This is a genomic window from Burkholderia sp. Ax-1719 (assembly GCF_011753055.1).
Taxonomy (GTDB): domain Bacteria; phylum Pseudomonadota; class Gammaproteobacteria; order Burkholderiales; family Burkholderiaceae; genus Paraburkholderia.
This window is the reverse complement of the sequence record NZ_VWWJ01000017.1, coordinates 71,852-87,928: the sequence shown is the minus strand read 5'-3', so window position 1 is coordinate 87,928 and position 16,077 is coordinate 71,852. Positions and strand designations below refer to the sequence as shown.

General features: G+C 64.9%; 16 protein-coding genes and 1 riboswitch. Of the genes, 9 read left to right on the top strand and 7 right to left on the bottom strand.

Annotated elements, in window-relative coordinates; all coding sequences use genetic code 11:
* Positions 1-197: 197 nt before the first annotated feature.
* Positions 198-884, top strand: a complete 687-nt coding sequence (locus tag F3J17_RS24410; RefSeq protein WP_167065007.1) for an HAD family hydrolase — start codon at positions 198-200, stop codon at positions 882-884.
* Positions 885-968: 84 nt separating this feature from the next.
* Here the strand turns inward: F3J17_RS24410 and ribB are convergent, their stop codons facing one another.
* The 4 genes from ribB to F3J17_RS24390 all read right to left on the bottom strand — a co-directional run bounded on the left by ribB (position 969) and on the right by F3J17_RS24390 (position 4,783).
* Positions 969-1,688: a 3,4-dihydroxy-2-butanone-4-phosphate synthase gene (gene ribB, locus F3J17_RS24405; protein ID WP_167065005.1), complete on the bottom strand. Its 720-nt coding sequence runs from the start codon at positions 1,686-1,688 to the stop codon at positions 969-971.
* 182 nt (positions 1,689-1,870) lie between these two features.
* A riboswitch (FMN riboswitch) is annotated at positions 1,871-2,035 on the bottom strand.
* Between the two features lie 128 nt (positions 2,036-2,163).
* The gene (locus tag F3J17_RS24400; protein ID WP_345891245.1) at positions 2,164-2,886 is read right to left on the bottom strand and encodes an XRE family transcriptional regulator; all 723 of its coding nucleotides are present in this window, start codon (positions 2,884-2,886) and stop codon (positions 2,164-2,166) included.
* Between the two features lie 279 nt (positions 2,887-3,165).
* Positions 3,166-4,359, bottom strand: a complete 1,194-nt coding sequence (locus F3J17_RS24395) for an MFS transporter (protein WP_167065002.1) — start codon at positions 4,357-4,359, stop codon at positions 3,166-3,168.
* A 46-nt stretch (positions 4,360-4,405) separates the two neighbouring features.
* Positions 4,406-4,783, bottom strand: a complete 378-nt coding sequence (locus tag F3J17_RS24390) for a VOC family protein (RefSeq protein WP_167064999.1) — start codon at positions 4,781-4,783, stop codon at positions 4,406-4,408.
* Positions 4,784-4,922: 139 nt separating this feature from the next.
* Here F3J17_RS24390 and F3J17_RS24385 point away from each other — a divergent pair, with 139 nt between their 5' ends.
* The 5 genes from F3J17_RS24385 to F3J17_RS24365 all read left to right on the top strand — a co-directional run bounded on the left by F3J17_RS24385 (position 4,923) and on the right by F3J17_RS24365 (position 9,957).
* Positions 4,923-5,951 (top strand): LysR family transcriptional regulator, encoded by a 1,029-nt coding sequence (locus F3J17_RS24385; protein WP_167064996.1) that lies wholly within the window; start codon positions 4,923-4,925, stop codon positions 5,949-5,951.
* 241 nt (positions 5,952-6,192) lie between these two features.
* Positions 6,193-7,566, top strand: a complete 1,374-nt coding sequence (gene miaB, locus F3J17_RS24380; RefSeq protein WP_167064993.1) for a tRNA (N6-isopentenyl adenosine(37)-C2)-methylthiotransferase MiaB — start codon at positions 6,193-6,195, stop codon at positions 7,564-7,566.
* A 53-nt stretch (positions 7,567-7,619) separates the two neighbouring features.
* Positions 7,620-8,699 (top strand): PhoH family protein, encoded by a 1,080-nt coding sequence (locus tag F3J17_RS24375; RefSeq protein WP_167064990.1) that lies wholly within the window; start codon positions 7,620-7,622, stop codon positions 8,697-8,699.
* 25 nt (positions 8,700-8,724) lie between these two features.
* Positions 8,725-9,186 carry an rRNA maturation RNase YbeY gene (gene ybeY, locus F3J17_RS24370; RefSeq protein ID WP_027817898.1) on the top strand — a complete coding sequence of 154 codons (462 nt, stop codon included), beginning with the start codon at positions 8,725-8,727 and terminating at the stop codon, positions 9,184-9,186.
* Positions 9,187-9,231: 45 nt separating this feature from the next.
* A complete protein-coding gene (locus tag F3J17_RS24365) occupies positions 9,232-9,957 on the top strand; it encodes a gamma-glutamylcyclotransferase (protein WP_167064987.1) in 726 nt (241 codons plus the stop codon).
* 68 nt (positions 9,958-10,025) lie between these two features.
* On the opposite strand, the gene F3J17_RS24360 is transcribed toward F3J17_RS24365, so the two are convergent.
* From F3J17_RS24360 to F3J17_RS24350, 3 genes are read right to left on the bottom strand one after another with little or no spacing between them, the layout of a single operon-like run.
* Complete coding sequence (locus tag F3J17_RS24360; RefSeq protein WP_167064984.1) at positions 10,026-10,697, bottom strand: DUF799 domain-containing protein; 672 nt, start codon at positions 10,695-10,697, stop codon at positions 10,026-10,028.
* A gap of 8 nt (positions 10,698-10,705) precedes the next feature.
* The gene (locus tag F3J17_RS24355; RefSeq protein ID WP_167064982.1) at positions 10,706-11,080 is read right to left on the bottom strand and encodes a DUF4810 domain-containing protein; all 375 of its coding nucleotides are present in this window, start codon (positions 11,078-11,080) and stop codon (positions 10,706-10,708) included.
* A gap of 44 nt (positions 11,081-11,124) precedes the next feature.
* On the bottom strand, positions 11,125-11,820 hold the full coding sequence (locus F3J17_RS24350) for a CsgG/HfaB family protein (RefSeq protein ID WP_167064979.1): 696 nt from the start codon (positions 11,818-11,820) through the stop codon (positions 11,125-11,127).
* 285 nt (positions 11,821-12,105) lie between these two features.
* On the opposite strand from F3J17_RS24350, the gene F3J17_RS24345 reads away from it, so the two are divergent.
* The 3 genes from F3J17_RS24345 to glyQ all read left to right on the top strand — a co-directional run bounded on the left by F3J17_RS24345 (position 12,106) and on the right by glyQ (position 16,074).
* On the top strand, positions 12,106-12,999 hold the full coding sequence (locus tag F3J17_RS24345) for an HlyC/CorC family transporter (RefSeq protein ID WP_167064976.1): 894 nt from the start codon (positions 12,106-12,108) through the stop codon (positions 12,997-12,999).
* 228 nt (positions 13,000-13,227) lie between these two features.
* Complete coding sequence (lnt, locus tag F3J17_RS24340) at positions 13,228-14,883, top strand: apolipoprotein N-acyltransferase (protein WP_167064973.1); 1,656 nt, start codon at positions 13,228-13,230, stop codon at positions 14,881-14,883.
* A 183-nt stretch (positions 14,884-15,066) separates the two neighbouring features.
* Entirely contained in the window at positions 15,067-16,074 is a 1,008-nt protein-coding gene (gene glyQ / locus F3J17_RS24335; protein WP_167064970.1) for a glycine--tRNA ligase subunit alpha, read from the top strand.
* The last annotated feature ends 3 nt before the right edge of the window (positions 16,075-16,077 follow it).

Sequence of the window (16,077 nt, the reverse complement as noted above, 5' to 3'; positions counted from 1 at the left end):
GCAATCCCCGTTGTTCAATGGATGGCTCATTGTCGCATCGCCCGGCGCCCAGGTCAGGCCGAACCGCCAGGCTCCCAAGCCGCCGCCGCGCCCGCAAAAGCACGTATCATTAGGCCTTCAACGTCCCGCCTTGCCGGCCCACGCGGGCTCGCCGCCGGGTTCCGGCCGCGTGCTTCCCCGCTTTTTTCGTCTTGCGCATGATCGACCATCTCATCTGCGACTGTGACGGCGTGCTCGTCGACAGCGAAGTCATTGCCGACCACGTCATCTTCGAAACCCTCAGCCGCACCTTTCCCGGCGTCGATTTCCGCGCCGCCGTCGCCGGCGCGTTCGGCCAGCAGACCTCGCGCTTTCTCGCCGACGTCGCCTCGCGCTTCGATCTGACGATGCCCGAGAATTTTCTCGACACCATCGACCACAACTGCGAAGTCGCCATCGCCGAATCCGTGAGCCCGATCAACGGCGTGCGCGACGCGCTGCGCCGCGTGACGCTGCCCGCCGCCGTGGTGTCGAACAGCCGCCTGACGCGCGTGCACGCCTCGGTGCGGCGCGCCGGGCTCGACACGATCTTTGGCGAGCGCGTCTTTAGCGCCGAAATGGTCGCGCGTCCCAAGCCTTATCCGGATGTCTATCTGCATGCGGCGCAGACGCTTGGCGTCGAGCCGTCGCGTTGTCTGGTGGTTGAAGACAGCATTTCGGGGCTGAACGCCGCGCGCGCGGCGGGCATGAAGACCATCGCCTTCGTGGGCGCGAGCCACATCCCGTCGGGTTATGCCGACGTGCTGCGCGAAATGGGCATCACGCGGATCATGGAACACATGGACGAATTGCCCGCGCTGGTGGAGGCCGGCGTGCGCGGCGAGTTCGGCGACGTGCAGTCGTAATACGCAAGATCGCCTGAAAACTAAAACGGCGCGTGGGCCATACAGGCCGCACGCGCCGTTTTCGTCTGTCGATGCGCTGAGGGGTTACACCAGCTCGGCGTTACGCTCGCGGGCCAGCGCCAGCGATTCGCGGAATTCGACCAGCTCGGCGATCGTCAGCATCGGCAGGTTGTGCAGCTTCGCGAAGTCGTCGACCTGCTGGCCGCGCGCCATCGTGCCGTCCGGGTTCATCAGTTCGCAGAGCACGCCGGCCGGTTCCAGACCCGCCAGCGCGGCCAGATCGACCGTGCCTTCGGTGTGGCCGCGGCGCGTGAGCACGCCGCCCGGCTGCGCGCGCAGCGGGAACACGTGGCCGGGACGCACGATGTGCTCCGGCTTCGCGTCGGCGGCGATGGCGGCGCGGATCGTCGTCACGCGGTCGGCCGCCGACACGCCCGTGCTCACGCCGTCGCGCGCCTCGATCGACACCGTGAAGGCGGTGCGGTTGCGGCTTTCGTTGTGCGAGACCATCGGCGGCAGTTCGAGCGCGCGCACTTTCTCGTCCGACAGACACAGGCAGACGATGCCGCTGCATTCGCGGATGAACAGCGCCATCGTCTCGTTGGTCAGGTTTTGAGCGGCGCAGACGAGATCGGCTTCGTCTTCGCGATCGTGGTCGTCCTGCAGCACCACGGGGCGGCCTTCGCGCATGGCTTGCAGCGCGGCGGCGATGCGCGGCGGAACGGCTTCGGTTTCGAGCAGGGGAAGATCGTCGATGGCGTCGAACGGCGCATCGGCGGAAACAGCATTGCTGATAAAGGACATGTGAAACGCTCCTCGCGAGAGTTGGGCGAAAAACGTTTCAGGGCATTGCAAACAGACAGGAATCCCCGTCGCGCGTCGTCCGGCGCACGCCACGTATTTCGAAAATCGGCTCCACAACGCCAATCGACGACAACACGCGCGCAGGCCGGAAAGCCGCGGCGGATGGGCAAACATGACCATCTGCACATCTTCTTCCATCCGGACTATGACCGTCGGCTCTGGCATCGCACCAGATCTGCTGACCCCGCACACAACTTCACGCGGGCGCTCGCGGGCTTGCTGACCTTGCCTTTCGGCGCGGCCGGCTTACCGCCGGTGGGGAATTTCACCCCGCCCTGAAGACGCACTGATCACCGGATTGATATCTCAATTAACCGGCGGGCAAAGGATACAACAGGCCGCGCAATCGTGCAGCGCGGTAAAAAACCAGTAGACAAATCGCTTGTGCACTGCACCAAACCGTTTTGCACTGACGTCATGCCGGCTGCTGCGCGGCCAGCGCTTCGCTGCTGCCGGGCGTGCCCACGCCTTGCGCGCCTTGCGGCACATCCCAGCGCGGCGGCGTTTCGGCGTTCAGCGTGACGCGAAACACACGCGCTTCGGTGTCGCCGGGATTGCGCAGGCTATGCGGCTGATCGGCGTCGAACACGATGGCGTCGCCGGTCGCCAGCAACTGGCGGCGGTCGTGCACGCTCACTTCCAGCGTGCCTTCGCTCACCACCAGATTGACCGTGGTGCCCGGCGCGCGGCGGGTGCCGGGCTCGGTGTGCAGCGGCGCAATGCGCAGTTCGTGGAATTCGGCGGTAGCCGGGCCGTCTTCGGGATAGAGCGCACGCGCCGAGTAGCGGCCATCGGCGCTCACGCGGCGCGCGGCGCGATCGGCGGGCAGATGCTCGAAGCCGCTCACGGCATGGCGGCGCAGGAACGCCGATACCGAAACCTTGAGCGCCGCTGCCACCTTGCACAGCACCTTGATCGACGGCACGCTGCGCGCCGATTCGACCTGCGCAAGCATGGCACGCGAAACGCCCGAAGCGCGGGCCAGGGCGTCGAGCGAAAGCTGACGTTCGGCGCGCAGGCGGGCGAGATTCACGCCGACCAGATATTCGAGTGCGTCGAACGGGCCTTCGCCGCGCGCTGCGCCCGGCGTATCGACGCCCGGCGTGTCGACGCCCTGAGCGGACGTCTGCAAAGACACATCGTCAGCGAGATCCTGTTGCGAATGCTGCGAATCCGAACTCCGATGTGTAGTACTGCGATGCACAGTCGATCGATCGGTTTGCGCGTCCCTCACGAGCGCGAGCGGTGAATGCATGGCTGCCTCCCAGGCGCGCCGTTATTGGCGCTAGAGCTTGAATGGAGGCAAGACTAGCATCGCGCCCCGCCGCGCCCAACGAAGTTATCTTCACACTGATATCAGCATTGCAGAGCGCGATTTCGGGAATGCTTTCGCATCCTGACGATATGCGCGGGCGCTTCAGCAGGCGTCCTGCTGCACGGCCACGTTGACCGTATGGGTAGCGGGCGTACCACGCGCATCCAGCCGCGCCGCCAACCACGTCAGCACGAGCGCCGCAATCGCCACCCCGGCCGCCACCCACGGCAGCGCGTCGAGCGCCACGCCGCGCTCGATCGCCAGACCGCCCAGCCACGCGCCCAGCGCATTGCCCATGTTGAACGCGCCGATATTGAGCGTCGAGGCGAGATTGGGCGCGGCGGCGGCCTTCGCCACCACGCGCATCTGCAGCGGCGGCACGGTGGCGAACGCGGCGATGCCCCACACGAACAGCGTGATCGCAGCGGCCACGCTCGAATGGCTGGTCTTCGTGAAGATCGCCATGACCACGGCCAGCGCGACGAGTATGCCCATCAGCGAAGGCATCAGCGCGCGGTCCGCCAGCTTGCCGCCCAGCGTGTTGCCCAATGTCAGCCCCACGCCGAACAGCACCAGCATCAGCGTGACGCCGCGCGGCGAGAAGCCGCTCACCTGTTCGAGAATCGGCGCGATATAGGTGAACACCACGAATACGCCGCCAAAACCCAGCACCGTCATGCCAAGCGCCATCCACACCTGCGGATCGCGCAGCACGCGCACTTCGTGACCGAGGCTCACCGGGCCGCTGTCATGTTTGTTCGGCACCAGCACGGTTACGCCGATCAGCGAAATCACGCCGAGCGCGCTCACGATCCAGAACGCCACGCGCCAGCCGAACTGCTGGCCAATCGCCGTGCCGAACGGCACGCCCAGCACCGTGGCGAGCGTGAGGCCGGTGAACATCAGCGCAATCGCCGACGCGCGCTTTTCCTGCGGCACGAGCGAGGCCGCCACCACCGCGCCGATGCCGAAGAACGAGCCGTGCGCAAACGAGGCCACGACGCGTGCGACCATCAGCAGCGAGTAGTTATCGGCGACCGCGCACATCACGTTGCCGACGATGAACACGCCCATCAGCAGTTGCAGCGCGAGCTTGCGCGGCATGCGGCTGGTGAGCACGGCGAGCACCGGCGCGCCCACGGCCACGCCCAGCGCGTAGCCGCTCACCAGCAGACCGGCGGCGGGAATCGTCACGCCCAGATCGCGCGCGACGTCGGGCAACAGGCCCATGATGAGGAACTCGGTGGTGCCGATGGCAAAGGCGCTGATCGCCAGCGCAAGCAAGGGGATAGGCATCGACATTCTCCTGATGGCCTGAGGTGTTGAGATGAGGTGCGGGGTTTCAGGCCGCCGAGGTCACGAACTCGACGACGACGCCGGGCGCCAGCGCCACGAACAACTGGCGCTCGCCGCTCAGGGGCACGTCCGCGTTCTGGTACGGCACGTCGTGCGTTGCGAGGCGCGCGAGCAGCGCCTGCCACTCGTCGCCGGGCGCGACGCGAAACGCCACGTGATCGAAACGCGGCGTGACGCGAGCGGGCCGCGCGCCGGGCGCGGTCGATTCGACCAGATGGACCACCGGCCGCCCATCGGCGTAGAGCCAGTAGCCGCCGACCGAAAACGGCGGACGCGGGCCGTTTTCCAGCCCGGCGATCTCGCAGAAAAAGCGCCGCGCGCCTTCCAGATCGGGCGTGACGAGCGTGACGTGATCGAGTTGCATGGCGGCTCCAGCGGACCTTGAAATGAGCAAAAACATGAGCAAAATCCAGAAAACACGCGCATTGTCGGCGCTGCACGCCTTTTTGATAATTGGCGTAGCATTTGAAGCATTTTCAATCGTTATCGAATAATCATCGCGTATGGACAATCTCGGCGACGTGCGGCTTTTCGTGGAAGCGGCGCGGCTTGGCAGCCTCTCGGCGGCGGGGCGCAAGCTGGGCCTCACGCCCGCCGCGGCCAGCGCCCGCCTCGCGCGGCTCGAAGCCGAATTGCGTGCGCGCCTGTTCGACCGCACGACCCGCCAGCTGCGGCTCACCGACGAAGGCCGCAGCTATCTCACCTGCAGCGAGCACGCGCTGCGCTCGCTCGACGACGCCAAGGCCGCGCTGCAGGAGGGTCAGAACGCCGTGCGCGGCAAGGTGCGGATTTCGGCGACTTCCGACTTCGGCCGCAATCTGCTGATGAAGTGGCTCGATGAATTCCGCGCGCGCTATCCCGAGGTGCGGTTCGCGCTCACCCTCACCGATTCGATCTCGAATCTCCTGCAGGAAGATATCGATCTGGCGATCCGCTTCGGCACGCCGGCGGACAGTTCGCTGATCGCGCGGCGGCTCGCGCCGAACCCGCGCGTGCTGTGCGCCGCGCCCGGCTACCTCGCGCAGCACGGCGAGCCGCGCGAGCCCGCCGATCTGGCCCGCTTCGATTGCATCGTGATCGGCTCGCCGGCGGGGCCCGTGAACGAGTGGCGCTTCACGCGCGGCGGCGGGACGCACACCGCGACGCAAACCTACGTCGTGCCGCTTGAAAACGCGCTGGAAAGCTCGGATGGCGAGGTCGTGCGCCAGTGGACGCTGTGCGGCTATGGACTATCGGTGAAATCGATCTGGGACGTGGCCGACGATCTGCGCGCGGGACGGCTGCAGATCGTCATGCCGGAGTGGCGCTACGCCGAACAGCCCGTGCACGCGATCTATCACCGCAACCGCTATCTGGCGCCGCGCGTGCGGGCGCTGCTGGACTTTCTGACCGAGCGCTTCGCGCAGACGGCGGACGAACTCGATTCGCTGGTGCCCTGCTGCGAGCCGAAATCAGGCGCGGCGGACGATGCAAAGGCTGTGGCAGACCACGCCACACCCCGCGCGCGGCGTCGCAAAGCCGTGAACGCATAAGGCTATAATGTCGGATTCAGCTGAACGATGGTTCGTGTAGCAAACCCGCGGCAAAAAGAACGCAAAAGCGTCCTCAAACGCATCAGCAAAACGCCGCCAGCGAACCGCCCCACCGTGCGCCCCCAGCCTTCGCGGCGAGGCCACCTGCTTCAGCCCTCATTTTTCACCGTAGTCCCGACGTGCATTTCGTGCATCAACCGGACGACGCCCCCAGGTGAACCACTGCGAACGGCGAAACCCGATGACCAAGAAAGTTTATGTAAAGACCTATGGCTGCCAGATGAACGAGTACGACTCCGACAAGATGGTCGACGTACTCGGCGCGGCTGAAGGACTCGTGAAGACCGACACGCCCGAAGATGCGGACGTGATTCTGTTCAACACCTGCTCGGTGCGCGAAAAGGCCCAGGAAAAAGTCTTCTCCGAGCTCGGCCGCGTGCGCGAACTGAAGGAAGCAAACCCGAACCTACTGATCGGCGTGGGCGGCTGCGTGGCGAGCCAGGAAGGCGCGGCCATCGTGCAACGCGCACCGTACGTGGATCTGGTGTTCGGCCCGCAAACCCTGCACCGCCTGCCGCAGATGATCGACGCGCGCCGCGCCTCGGGCCGCGCGCAGGTCGACATCACCTTCCCCGAAATCGAAAAGTTCGACCATCTGCCGCCCGCGCGCGTGGAAGGCCCGAGCGCGTTCGTCTCGATCATGGAAGGCTGCTCGAAGTACTGCAGCTACTGCGTCGTGCCCTACACGCGCGGCGAAGAAGTCTCGCGTCCGCTGGATGACGTGCTGACGGAAGTCGCGGGTCTCGCCGACCAGGGCGTGCGTGAAGTCACGCTGCTCGGTCAGAACGTGAACGCCTATCTGGGCGCGCTGACGCAAGGCGCGACCGACGTGGCCGACTTCGCCACGCTGATCGAATACGTCGCGGAAATCCCTGGCATCGAGCGCATCCGCTACACCACTTCGCACCCGAAGGAATTCACGCAGCGCCTGATCGACGCCTACGCCAAGGTGCCCAAGCTCGTGAGCCACCTGCACCTGCCGGTGCAGCACGGTTCGGACCGCGTGCTGATGGCGATGAAGCGCGGCTACACGGTGCTCGAATACAAGTCGGTGATCCGCAAGCTGCGCGCGATCCGTCCGGACCTGTCGCTGTCGACGGACATCATCGTCGGCTTCCCCGGCGAGACGGAAGAAGACTTCGAAAAGACCATGAAGCTCGTCGAAGACATGAGCTACGACACCAGCTTCTCGTTCATCTACAGCCCGCGCCCGGGTACGCCCGCCGCGAATCTGGAAGACGACACGCCGCGCGAAGTGAAGCTCAAGCGCCTGCAGCATCTGCAGGCCACGATTGAAGAGAACGTGCAGCGCATCAGCGCGTCGATGGTCGGCAAGGTCGAGCGCATTCTGGTCGAAGGCCCGTCGCGCAAGGACCCGAGCGAACTGTCGGGCCGCACGGAAAACAACCGTGTGGTGAACTTCCCGGCGCCGCTCGCTTCGCACGCCCGCCTGATCGGCCAGATGATTGATGTGAAGATCAATCACGCGTACCCGCACTCGCTGCGCGGCGAATTGCTGATGGCGCACGAAGGCAACGCCGCCGTTTCGCACTAAGCAACGCATCAGGCAAACCCAAGATCCACGGAACACGGGAGTTCAGAGACACCTTGAAGCCGAATCAGCAGCATCTGGAATTCACCGCGCCGCGCGAAGACAACGCGCGCCTGGCCAACCTCTGCGGTCCGCTCGACGAGAATCTGCGGCAAATCGAGCAGGCGCTCGACGTCACGCTCGCGCGCCGCGGCCATCGCATCACGATCCGCGGCCGCGGCGCGAAGCTCGCGCTCGCCGCGCTCGAAAACTTCTACAACAAGGCGCGCGATCCGCTGTCCGTGGACGATATCCAGCTCGCGCTGGTGGAAGCGCGTCATCCGGCGGCGATGGGTAGCAACGGCGGCAACGGCAATGGCAACGGTGAAACGGAAATCGATCCGCGTTTTCGCGGCGATCCCGATCATCCGTTCGACGAGCCGGCTGGCCTCGATATCGACATCGAGGAACAAGGCCCGAAGCTTTACACGCGTCGCGCCGACCTGCGCGGCCGCACGCCCGCGCAGCGCGAGTACCTCAAGCAGATCATTTCGCATGATGTGACCTTCGGCATCGGGCCGGCGGGCACGGGCAAGACCTATCTCGCGGTGGCCTGCGCCGTCGACGCGCTGGAGCGCGATCAGGTCAAGCGCATCGTGCTCACGCGTCCGGCTGTTGAAGCGGGCGAGCGTCTGGGCTTCCTGCCCGGCGATCTGTCGCAGAAGGTCGATCCGTATCTGCGCCCGCTCTACGACGCGCTGTACGACCTGCTCGGTTTCGACAAGACGGCGAAGATGTTCGAGCGCCAGATGATCGAAATCGCGCCGCTCGCCTATATGCGCGGCCGCACGCTCAATCACGCGTTCATCATCCTGGACGAGGCGCAGAACACCACGCCCGAGCAGATGAAAATGTTCCTCACGCGTATTGGCTTTGGTTCGAAGGCGGTCGTGACGGGCGACACCACGCAGATCGACTTGCCGCGCGGCCACAAGAGCGGCCTGATCGAGGCGCAACACGTGCTCAATAACGTGCGCGGCATCGCCGTCACGCACTTCACGAGCGCGGACGTGGTGCGCCATCCGCTGGTTGCACGTATCGTCGAAGCCTACGACGCGCACGCGAAGAAGGACGGCAACGCGGCGGACGCGCGCTAACGCGCTCTTGAGCCGAAAGCACACCATGGCACGCGCACCGAAACTCAAACTGAACGTGCAGTTCCCCGCCGCGAAGGCGTTTCCTGAACACAAGGCCGCGCTGCCCCGCGCAACGCTGGCCGCGTGGATCAAGGCGGCGCTTTTCGCGGATGCGGAACTGACCGTGCGCTTCGTCGACGCCGAAGAAGGCCGCACGCTCAACCGCACCTATCGCGGCAAGGACTACGCCACCAACGTCCTCACCTTCGCCTACGCGCAGAGCGAGGACGATCCCGTCACCGGCGATCTGATCCTCTGCTGCCCGGTGGTGGCGAAGGAAGCCGCCGAGCAGGGCAAGCCGCTGTCGTCGCATTACGCGCATCTGCTGGTGCACGGCGCGCTGCACGCGCAAGGCTACGACCACGAGGACGACGCCGAAGCGGAAGAGATGGAAGGCATCGAAACCGAAGTCCTCGCCTCGCTCGGCTTTCCCGATCCGTACAAGTAAGGGCGCGATCGCACGATCCGCCCCGCTCTCCTGCCCAGCCCGAATATGAACGACAAGCGGAACGACAAGCGCGCGAACGTTTCTGGTGAAGTGAACTGCTCTGAAATTGAGGAGTTGGTGGAGAGCGCGGCGCCGGGTCCAGCGCCTTGTCCGGGCTATCCGCCGTTTCTCGGCGAATCGAAACTCCTCACCGAAGACGAACTGCGCGCCTCGCTCGACTGCACGCTCCAGCAATGGGACGGCAAGAGCGATATCTGGCTATTCGGCTATGGCTCGCTGATCTGGAATCCCGGTCTGCCGACCGTCGAGAACGTGCGCTCGCGCGTGCATGGCTACCATCGCGGGCTGTATCTCTGGTCGCGTGTGAACCGCGGCACGCCCGAACAACCGGGCCTCGTGCTGGCGCTTGATCGCGGCGGCTCATGCGCGGGCGTGGCATTTCGCCTCTCAGCCGTTGGAGTGATGCCGCATATGGAAGCGCTGTGGCGTCGCGAAATGCCGATGGGTTCGTATCGCCCGGCCTGGCTGCCCTGCGTGCTCGCGGACGGCCGGCGCGTTTCGGCGCTCGCTTTCGTTATGCGGCGGGACGCGGCCACCTACACCGGCAAGCTCGGCGAAGACACCGTGCGCACGGTGTTTGGCTGCGCGAGCGGGCGCTACGGCACTACGCTAGACTACGTGCGCCGCACCGTGGAAGCACTGCGCGAGAGCGGCATGCCGGACCGCGCGCTGGAGCGGCTGCTAGCGCGGTGTGGTGGGGAACACGGCTGAAATCTGCGCAGACGTAAAAAGGCCGCGGCACGCCGCGGCCTGTTGCGTTCTGATCGTTACGAGCCGCTTCAGTCGGTGCCGTATTTCGGCGAACGCGGACCATACAGCAAGCCATCCGGCTGTCCCGCCGACAACAGTTTGCGGCTCGTCAGTCCGGCCACCTTCTGGCTTTCGTCGCTCAACGAGTGCGCGACCTGTTTCACCGCCGCCTGCACCAGTGCGACGATCAAACTGCCGCCGACCGACGCGTTGCCGAGCTCCTTGCCGCTCGCGCTCGCCATGCCTTGCCAAAGCGTGTCGCCGTTTGCGAGATTGACGAGTTTCGCGGACGCCGACACATACGTGTTGGCATCCACCACCTGATAAACCGAGCCGTACTGCGTCACCTTCGTGTAAAGCACGGCATCCGCACCGAAGATCTGACGCAGCTTGGCCGGCGAGACATCCTGGATGTCGGCGGGCGTGGTCAGTCCGTTCTGGCGGAACGTCTCGGCGACTTCGGCAACCGGCAGCACGTAGTAACCGGCTTCCGCCAACGGCATCGTCATCTGCGAAAGCATGCCGTTCGTGGCGTTCACGTCAGTGGTTTCGTTCAGCGGCGGCAACACCACGATCGACTTCGGCCTGGCTGCGCGCAACGCGGTGTAGTCGGTATCGTGCTTCGGCGCGCCCGCGCACGCAGCCAGCACGGCGGACATCGCTACAACGAGCGCCGCGCGGAGTGTGGAATAGATCGACATACACGCTCCTATTTCTTGAGGTTCTTCAGCAAAAAGTCCATGTAAGTGGACGACTCGGGAAAGGTTTCCTTTTCGGCCAGCAAGGCCTGCTGGGCCTGCGCAGCCTTGCCCTGGCTCGCGTAGAGCGCGCCGAGATGCGCGTTGAAGCCGGGCGGTATGTGCTGACCCTGGCTGCGCATCTGCTGCTGGCTCTTTTCGAGCGCGTCGATCTGCGTTTCAGGAGTCGATTTGCCTTGCAGATAGTCGTAGACCTGCTGTTGATAGCCGTCCCAGCCGTACAGCGGCGGCGCGGATTGCGTGGCGCAGCCGCCCGTCAGCGCGCCCACCGCAACGGTGAGGCAGACGAGCGCCGCCGCGCGAATGCGGTTCGATCGGTGTTTCATGGATGGAGTCTCTTTGCGTGTCGTAACGTGACGTGCGGTGACGCTCATGGCTGCACAGGGACGGCGACGGCGCCAAGCGCGCCGCGATCAACGCGTTCGGCAAGACGGTTGACCGCTTCCTGAATCGCCATGTCGAGCACCTTGCCGTTGAGCGTCGAGTCGTAGCCCTGGGTACCACCAAAACCAATCACCTCGCGGCTCGACAGGCTGTATTCGCCAGCGCCCTGGGCGGACAGCACGACTTCGGAGGTGATCGTGTCCACCACGTTCACGCTGACCTTGGCGTACGCGACCTGGCTCTTGCCGCTGCCGAGAATGCCGAACAGCTGCTGGTCGCCGACTTCCTTGCGGCCAAATTCGGTGACGTCGCCGGTTAGCACGAAGCGCGCACCCTTGAGCGCCTGCGCCTGCTTCGTTAGGCCCGCTTCCTGGCGGATTTCATCGAGGTTGTCGCGATCGAGCACGTTAAAGCGGCCGCTCTGCTGCAGCGACGTGATGAGAATGGTCTTCGACTGACTGCCCAGACGATCAACGCCGTCGGTGAAAATGCCGCGCATGTAGCTTGACCGGTTGTCGAATTTACCGACCGCTACGGCCACCGGCTTGCCCGCGTAGGGTGTGGAAGCCACTGCCACCTGCGGAACGGGCAAGGTTCGCGACGCTTCCGTCGCACACCCGGCCAATACGGCGAGCAACGCCGGGACGCACCAGGCCACGTGCCTGAACGATGAATTGGACATTGGATCTCCTGTGTCTTAACTCCGCGGCCATTAAGCCGCATCGCGGAAAGCCCAACGCCAGCAAGCCACGTAGAGTTTGACGACCAACAAAAAATCCATCAAAAAGGGAGGGAACTGTCTTTTCGTCACCGCACCCATTGGCGTTTTTTTCCAGGGGGCGAGCGCGCGACATCTGCGATACGATGACCTGCGTGACGTGCCATACATGGCCGCGCCACACGCATGATGTATCCTTTCCCTTCCGCAACAGCGCGTCCGGCCTCGACAGGCCAAGGGCGCACCACCATGAACGACTCCTATCCCAGTCGACGATTGACCGACAAACCGCAGGAAAAGCGCTCACTTCTTGAGCGGCTGACCGACCTCATCTCGCCCGAGCCCGACTCGCGCAGCGAGCTTCTCGAAATCCTCCAGGACGCCCACGCGCGCAATCTGATCGACGCGGATTCGCTGTCGATGATCGAAGGCGTGTTCCAGGTCTCCGAGCTGTGCGCACGCGACATCATGGTGCCGCGCGCCCAGATGGACGCGATCAACATCGCCGAGAGCCCCGACGATTTCATCCCCTTCGTGCTGGAAAAGGCGCACTCGCGCTATCCGGTCTACGAGGGCAACCGCGACAACGTGATCGGCGTGTTGCTGGCGAAAGACCTGCTGCGCTACTACGCCGAAGAGGAATTCGACGTGCGCGGCATGCTGCGCCCGGCCGTCTTCATCCCCGAGTCGAAACGCCTGAACGTGCTGCTGCACGACTTCCGCCAGAACCGCAATCACATCGCCATCGTCGTGGACGAGTACGGCGGCGTGGCCGGTCTCATCACGATCGAAGACGTGCTGGAGCAGATCGTCGGCGATATCGAGGACGAGTACGACTTCGACGAGGAAAGCGGCAACATCATCGCCTCGCCGGACGGACGCTTCCGCGTGCGCGCGCTGACCGAGATCGAGCAGTTCAACGAGTCGTTCGGCACCCATTATTCGGACGAGGAAGTGGATACGATCGGCGGCTTCGTCACGAATCATTTCGGGCACGTGCCGCATCGCGGCGAGAAAGTGCGCATCGACGATCTGATCTTCGAAGTGCTGCGCGCCGACGCCCGTCAGGTGCACATGCTGCTGGTGCGCCGCGACCCGATGGCCGGTCAGCGCGAAGCCTTGCTGGCGCCGCCGGGCACCTGATTTCGCGCCCTGCACTGTAAAAAACGCCGGCCTTTGCGCCGGCGTTTTTGCTTCTGGCGATCGATCCCCAGGACGATTCATCCGATACCGCGCCGACACCGCAAATTCCTGTCGCGCGAAAATGCTATCGTTGCGCTCGCTGTGCGCCGTGCGTGCAGCGAGCCTTCGAAACGCAACACAACCGCGCCCCGAGCGCGCCTGCAGCCGCACCGCAGTCACAGCATACTCATGGCCGAACCAATCGATTCCCGCACGCGCGACGCCGCGCGCGCCGTCCTCCCCGCCAGCCGCAGCGTGCCCGCGTGGCATTACCTCGCCGCGCTCGCGCTGGGCGCGCTCAACACGCTTTCCTTCGCGCCGACGCCGCATGGCGGCTGGCTCGAAATCGCGATCTTCGCCGTTTTCTACTTCTGGCTCACGCGCACGACGGGCTGGAAAAGCGCACTGTTCACGGGCTGGGCGTTCGGCTTCGGCAATTTCGTCACCGGCGTCTGGTGGCTGTATGTGAGCATGCACTTCTACGGCGGCATGCCCGCTCCGCTCGCGGGCGCGGCGCTCGGGCTGTTCTCGCTTTACCTCGGCCTTTATCCGGCGCTGGCCGCGCTGCTCTGGTCTTTCTGCGCCGGACACGCGCGCAAGAACCGCGACGCCTGCATCGACGCCCAACCGTTTTCGCCGACGTGGCACGGCGCCTTCGCGTTCGCCAGCGCCTGGGCGCTCGGCGAATGGGCGCGCGGTTACATCTTCACGGGCTTTCCGTGGCTCTCCAGCGGCTACGCGCAGGTTGACGGGCCGCTGGCCGGTTTCGCGCCGATCGTCGGCGTGTATGGCGTGGGCTGGGTGCTGGCGCTGGTCGCGGCGCTGCTCGTACAGACACTCGTGAGCCTGCGCGCGACGCGCAAAAGTGCGCTGACGGCGCTCGGCATGGCGGTGGTTGTGATCGTCGCCGGGCTGCTGCTGCCGCGCGTGAACTGGACGCATCCGGAAAACGCCATGCTCGACGTGCGCCTGCTGCAAGGCAACGTCAAGCAGGACATGAAGTTCTCCGAGGCCGGCACGCAGGACGCACTCAACGAATTCCAGAAGCTCATCACCGAAAAGCCCGCCGATCTGGTCGTCACGCCCGAAACCGCCGTGCCGGTGCTGGTGCAGGAGATCCCGGAGAAGTTCGGCCGCGACATCCGCGCCTTCGCCGACGGCACGCACACGTCGATCCTCTTTGGCGCAGTGGGCGGCACGATCACGCCCGAAGGCCGCGTGGTCGATTACACCAACAGCCTGTTCGGCGTGACGCCGGGCCAGAACGGCCTGTACCGCTACGACAAACACCATCTCGTGCCGTTCGGCGAGTTCGTGCCGTGGGGCTTCCGCTGGTTCGTGAACCTGATGAACATTCCGCTGGGCGATTTCGCGCGCGGCGGCCCGGTGCAGCCGCCGTTCCTCGTGCATAACCAGCCGGTGGCCGTCGATATCTGCTACGAGGACATCTTCGGCGAGGAAATCGCCCGCACCGTGCGCGAGAACCCGGTTTCGCCTGGCATCCTCGTGAATTCGACCAATCTGGCGTGGTTCGGCGACACCATCGCGCTCGACCAGCATCTGCAGATCGCCCGCATGCGCTCGCTCGAAACCGGCCGGCCGATGCTGCGCGCGACCAACACCGGCGCGACCGCCGCCATCGACGCGCATGGCAATGTGATCGCGCGCCTGCCGACGTTCACGGTGGGCTCGCTCGACGTGCGCATCGCGGGCACGCAAGGTTTCACGCCCTACGTGACGAGCGGCAACAACACGGTGATCGCCATTTCGCTGCTGATGCTGGCGTTCGGCTTTGCGTTCGGTCCGGCGCGCGCTGGACGCAACGCCGGCCGGAAGAAGAACTGATCGGCTGCAAACAAGCTGCAAAACCGGCGCGCCAACCCCGCGCCGGTCTCAAGGCCGCGCCAATCCGGTAAAATTCAACGTTTCAGCACCTGGCCGCCACGCACCGGTCGCCGCGCGGGCTACGCCTGCCGCCGCAACCCGCGTCTCCCGCCCTAAAAGACACCGCAGACACTGCAGGCACACATGCTCACGTTTCAGCAAATCATCCTGACGCTCCAGTCCTACTGGGACAAGCAGGGCTGCGCGCTGCTCCAGCCGATCGACATGGAAGTCGGCGCGGGCACCTCGCACGTCCATACCTTCCTGCGCGCAATCGGCCCCGAGCCGTGGCGAGCCGCCTATGTTCAGCCGTCGCGCCGCCCGAAGGACGGCCGCTATGGCGAGAACCCCAACCGTCTGCAGCACTACTACCAGTACCAGGTGGTGCTCAAGCCCGCGCCGGAAAACATCCTCGACCTGTACCTCGGCTCGCTCGAAGCACTCGGCTTCGATCTGAAGCAGAACGACGTGCGCTTCGTGGAAGACGACTGGGAAAACCCCACGCTCGGCGCCTGGGGTCTGGGCTGGGAAGTGTGGCTCAACGGCATGGAAGTGACGCAGTTCACCTACTTCCAGCAAGTGGGCGGCATCGACTGCAAACCGGTGCTCGGCGAAATCACCTACGGTCTGGAACGTCTCGCGATGTATCTGCAGAAGGTCGAGAACGTCTACGACCTCGTATGGACCGAGTGGGAAGAGCAAGGCCCGAACGGCCCCGAGATTCGCCGCCTCACTTACGGCGACGTGTATCACCAGAACGAAGTCGAGCAATCGACCTACAACTTCGAGCACGCGAACGTCGACCTGCTGTTCACGTTCTTCAACGCGTACGAAAGCGAAGCGAAGCGCATGATGGAACAGCAGCTCGCGCTGCCCGCCTATGAGCTGGTGCTCAAGGCCGGTCACACCTTCAACCTGCTCGACGCACGCGGTGCCATCTCCGTGACGGAACGCGCGGCGTATATCGGCCGCATCCGCACGCTCTCGCGCAGCGTGGCGCAGTCGTACTACGAGTCGCGTGAAAAGCTCGGCTTCCCGATGCTCGGCAATCCCGTGCACGGCGTGCCGGGCCTGACCACCGACGAACAGGACGCTGCGATGCCCGCGTGGGCGCCGCCGCTGAAGGTCGAACGCAAGTTCGGCGAGGAATGACCG

What these genes read in the sequence shown, in the direction of transcription:
- ybeY (WP_027817898.1), top strand. Translation starts at nt 8,725, where the DNA reads ATGGCACGCGCACCGAAACTCAAACTGAACGTGCAGTTCCCCGCCGCG.
- F3J17_RS24390 (WP_167064999.1), bottom strand. Translation starts at nt 4,783, where the DNA reads ATGCAACTCGATCACGTCACGCTCGTCACGCCCGATCTGGAAGGCGCG.
- lnt (WP_167064973.1), top strand. Translation starts at nt 13,228, where the DNA reads ATGGCCGAACCAATCGATTCCCGCACGCGCGACGCCGCGCGCGCCGTC.
- F3J17_RS24395 (WP_167065002.1), bottom strand. Translation starts at nt 4,359, where the DNA reads ATGCCTATCCCCTTGCTTGCGCTGGCGATCAGCGCCTTTGCCATCGGC.
- F3J17_RS24355 (WP_167064982.1), bottom strand. Translation starts at nt 11,080, where the DNA reads ATGAAACACCGATCGAACCGCATTCGCGCGGCGGCGCTCGTCTGCCTC.
- ribB (WP_167065005.1), bottom strand. Translation starts at nt 1,688, where the DNA reads ATGTCCTTTATCAGCAATGCTGTTTCCGCCGATGCGCCGTTCGACGCC.
- F3J17_RS24385 (WP_167064996.1), top strand. Translation starts at nt 4,923, where the DNA reads ATGGACAATCTCGGCGACGTGCGGCTTTTCGTGGAAGCGGCGCGGCTT.
- F3J17_RS24410 (WP_167065007.1), top strand. Translation starts at nt 198, where the DNA reads ATGATCGACCATCTCATCTGCGACTGTGACGGCGTGCTCGTCGACAGC.
- F3J17_RS24345 (WP_167064976.1), top strand. Translation starts at nt 12,106, where the DNA reads ATGAACGACTCCTATCCCAGTCGACGATTGACCGACAAACCGCAGGAA.
- F3J17_RS24350 (WP_167064979.1), bottom strand. Translation starts at nt 11,820, where the DNA reads ATGTCCAATTCATCGTTCAGGCACGTGGCCTGGTGCGTCCCGGCGTTG.
- F3J17_RS24365 (WP_167064987.1), top strand. Translation starts at nt 9,232, where the DNA reads ATGAACGACAAGCGGAACGACAAGCGCGCGAACGTTTCTGGTGAAGTG.
- F3J17_RS24360 (WP_167064984.1), bottom strand. Translation starts at nt 10,697, where the DNA reads ATGTCGATCTATTCCACACTCCGCGCGGCGCTCGTTGTAGCGATGTCC.
- miaB (WP_167064993.1), top strand. Translation starts at nt 6,193, where the DNA reads ATGACCAAGAAAGTTTATGTAAAGACCTATGGCTGCCAGATGAACGAG.
- glyQ (WP_167064970.1), top strand. Translation starts at nt 15,067, where the DNA reads ATGCTCACGTTTCAGCAAATCATCCTGACGCTCCAGTCCTACTGGGAC.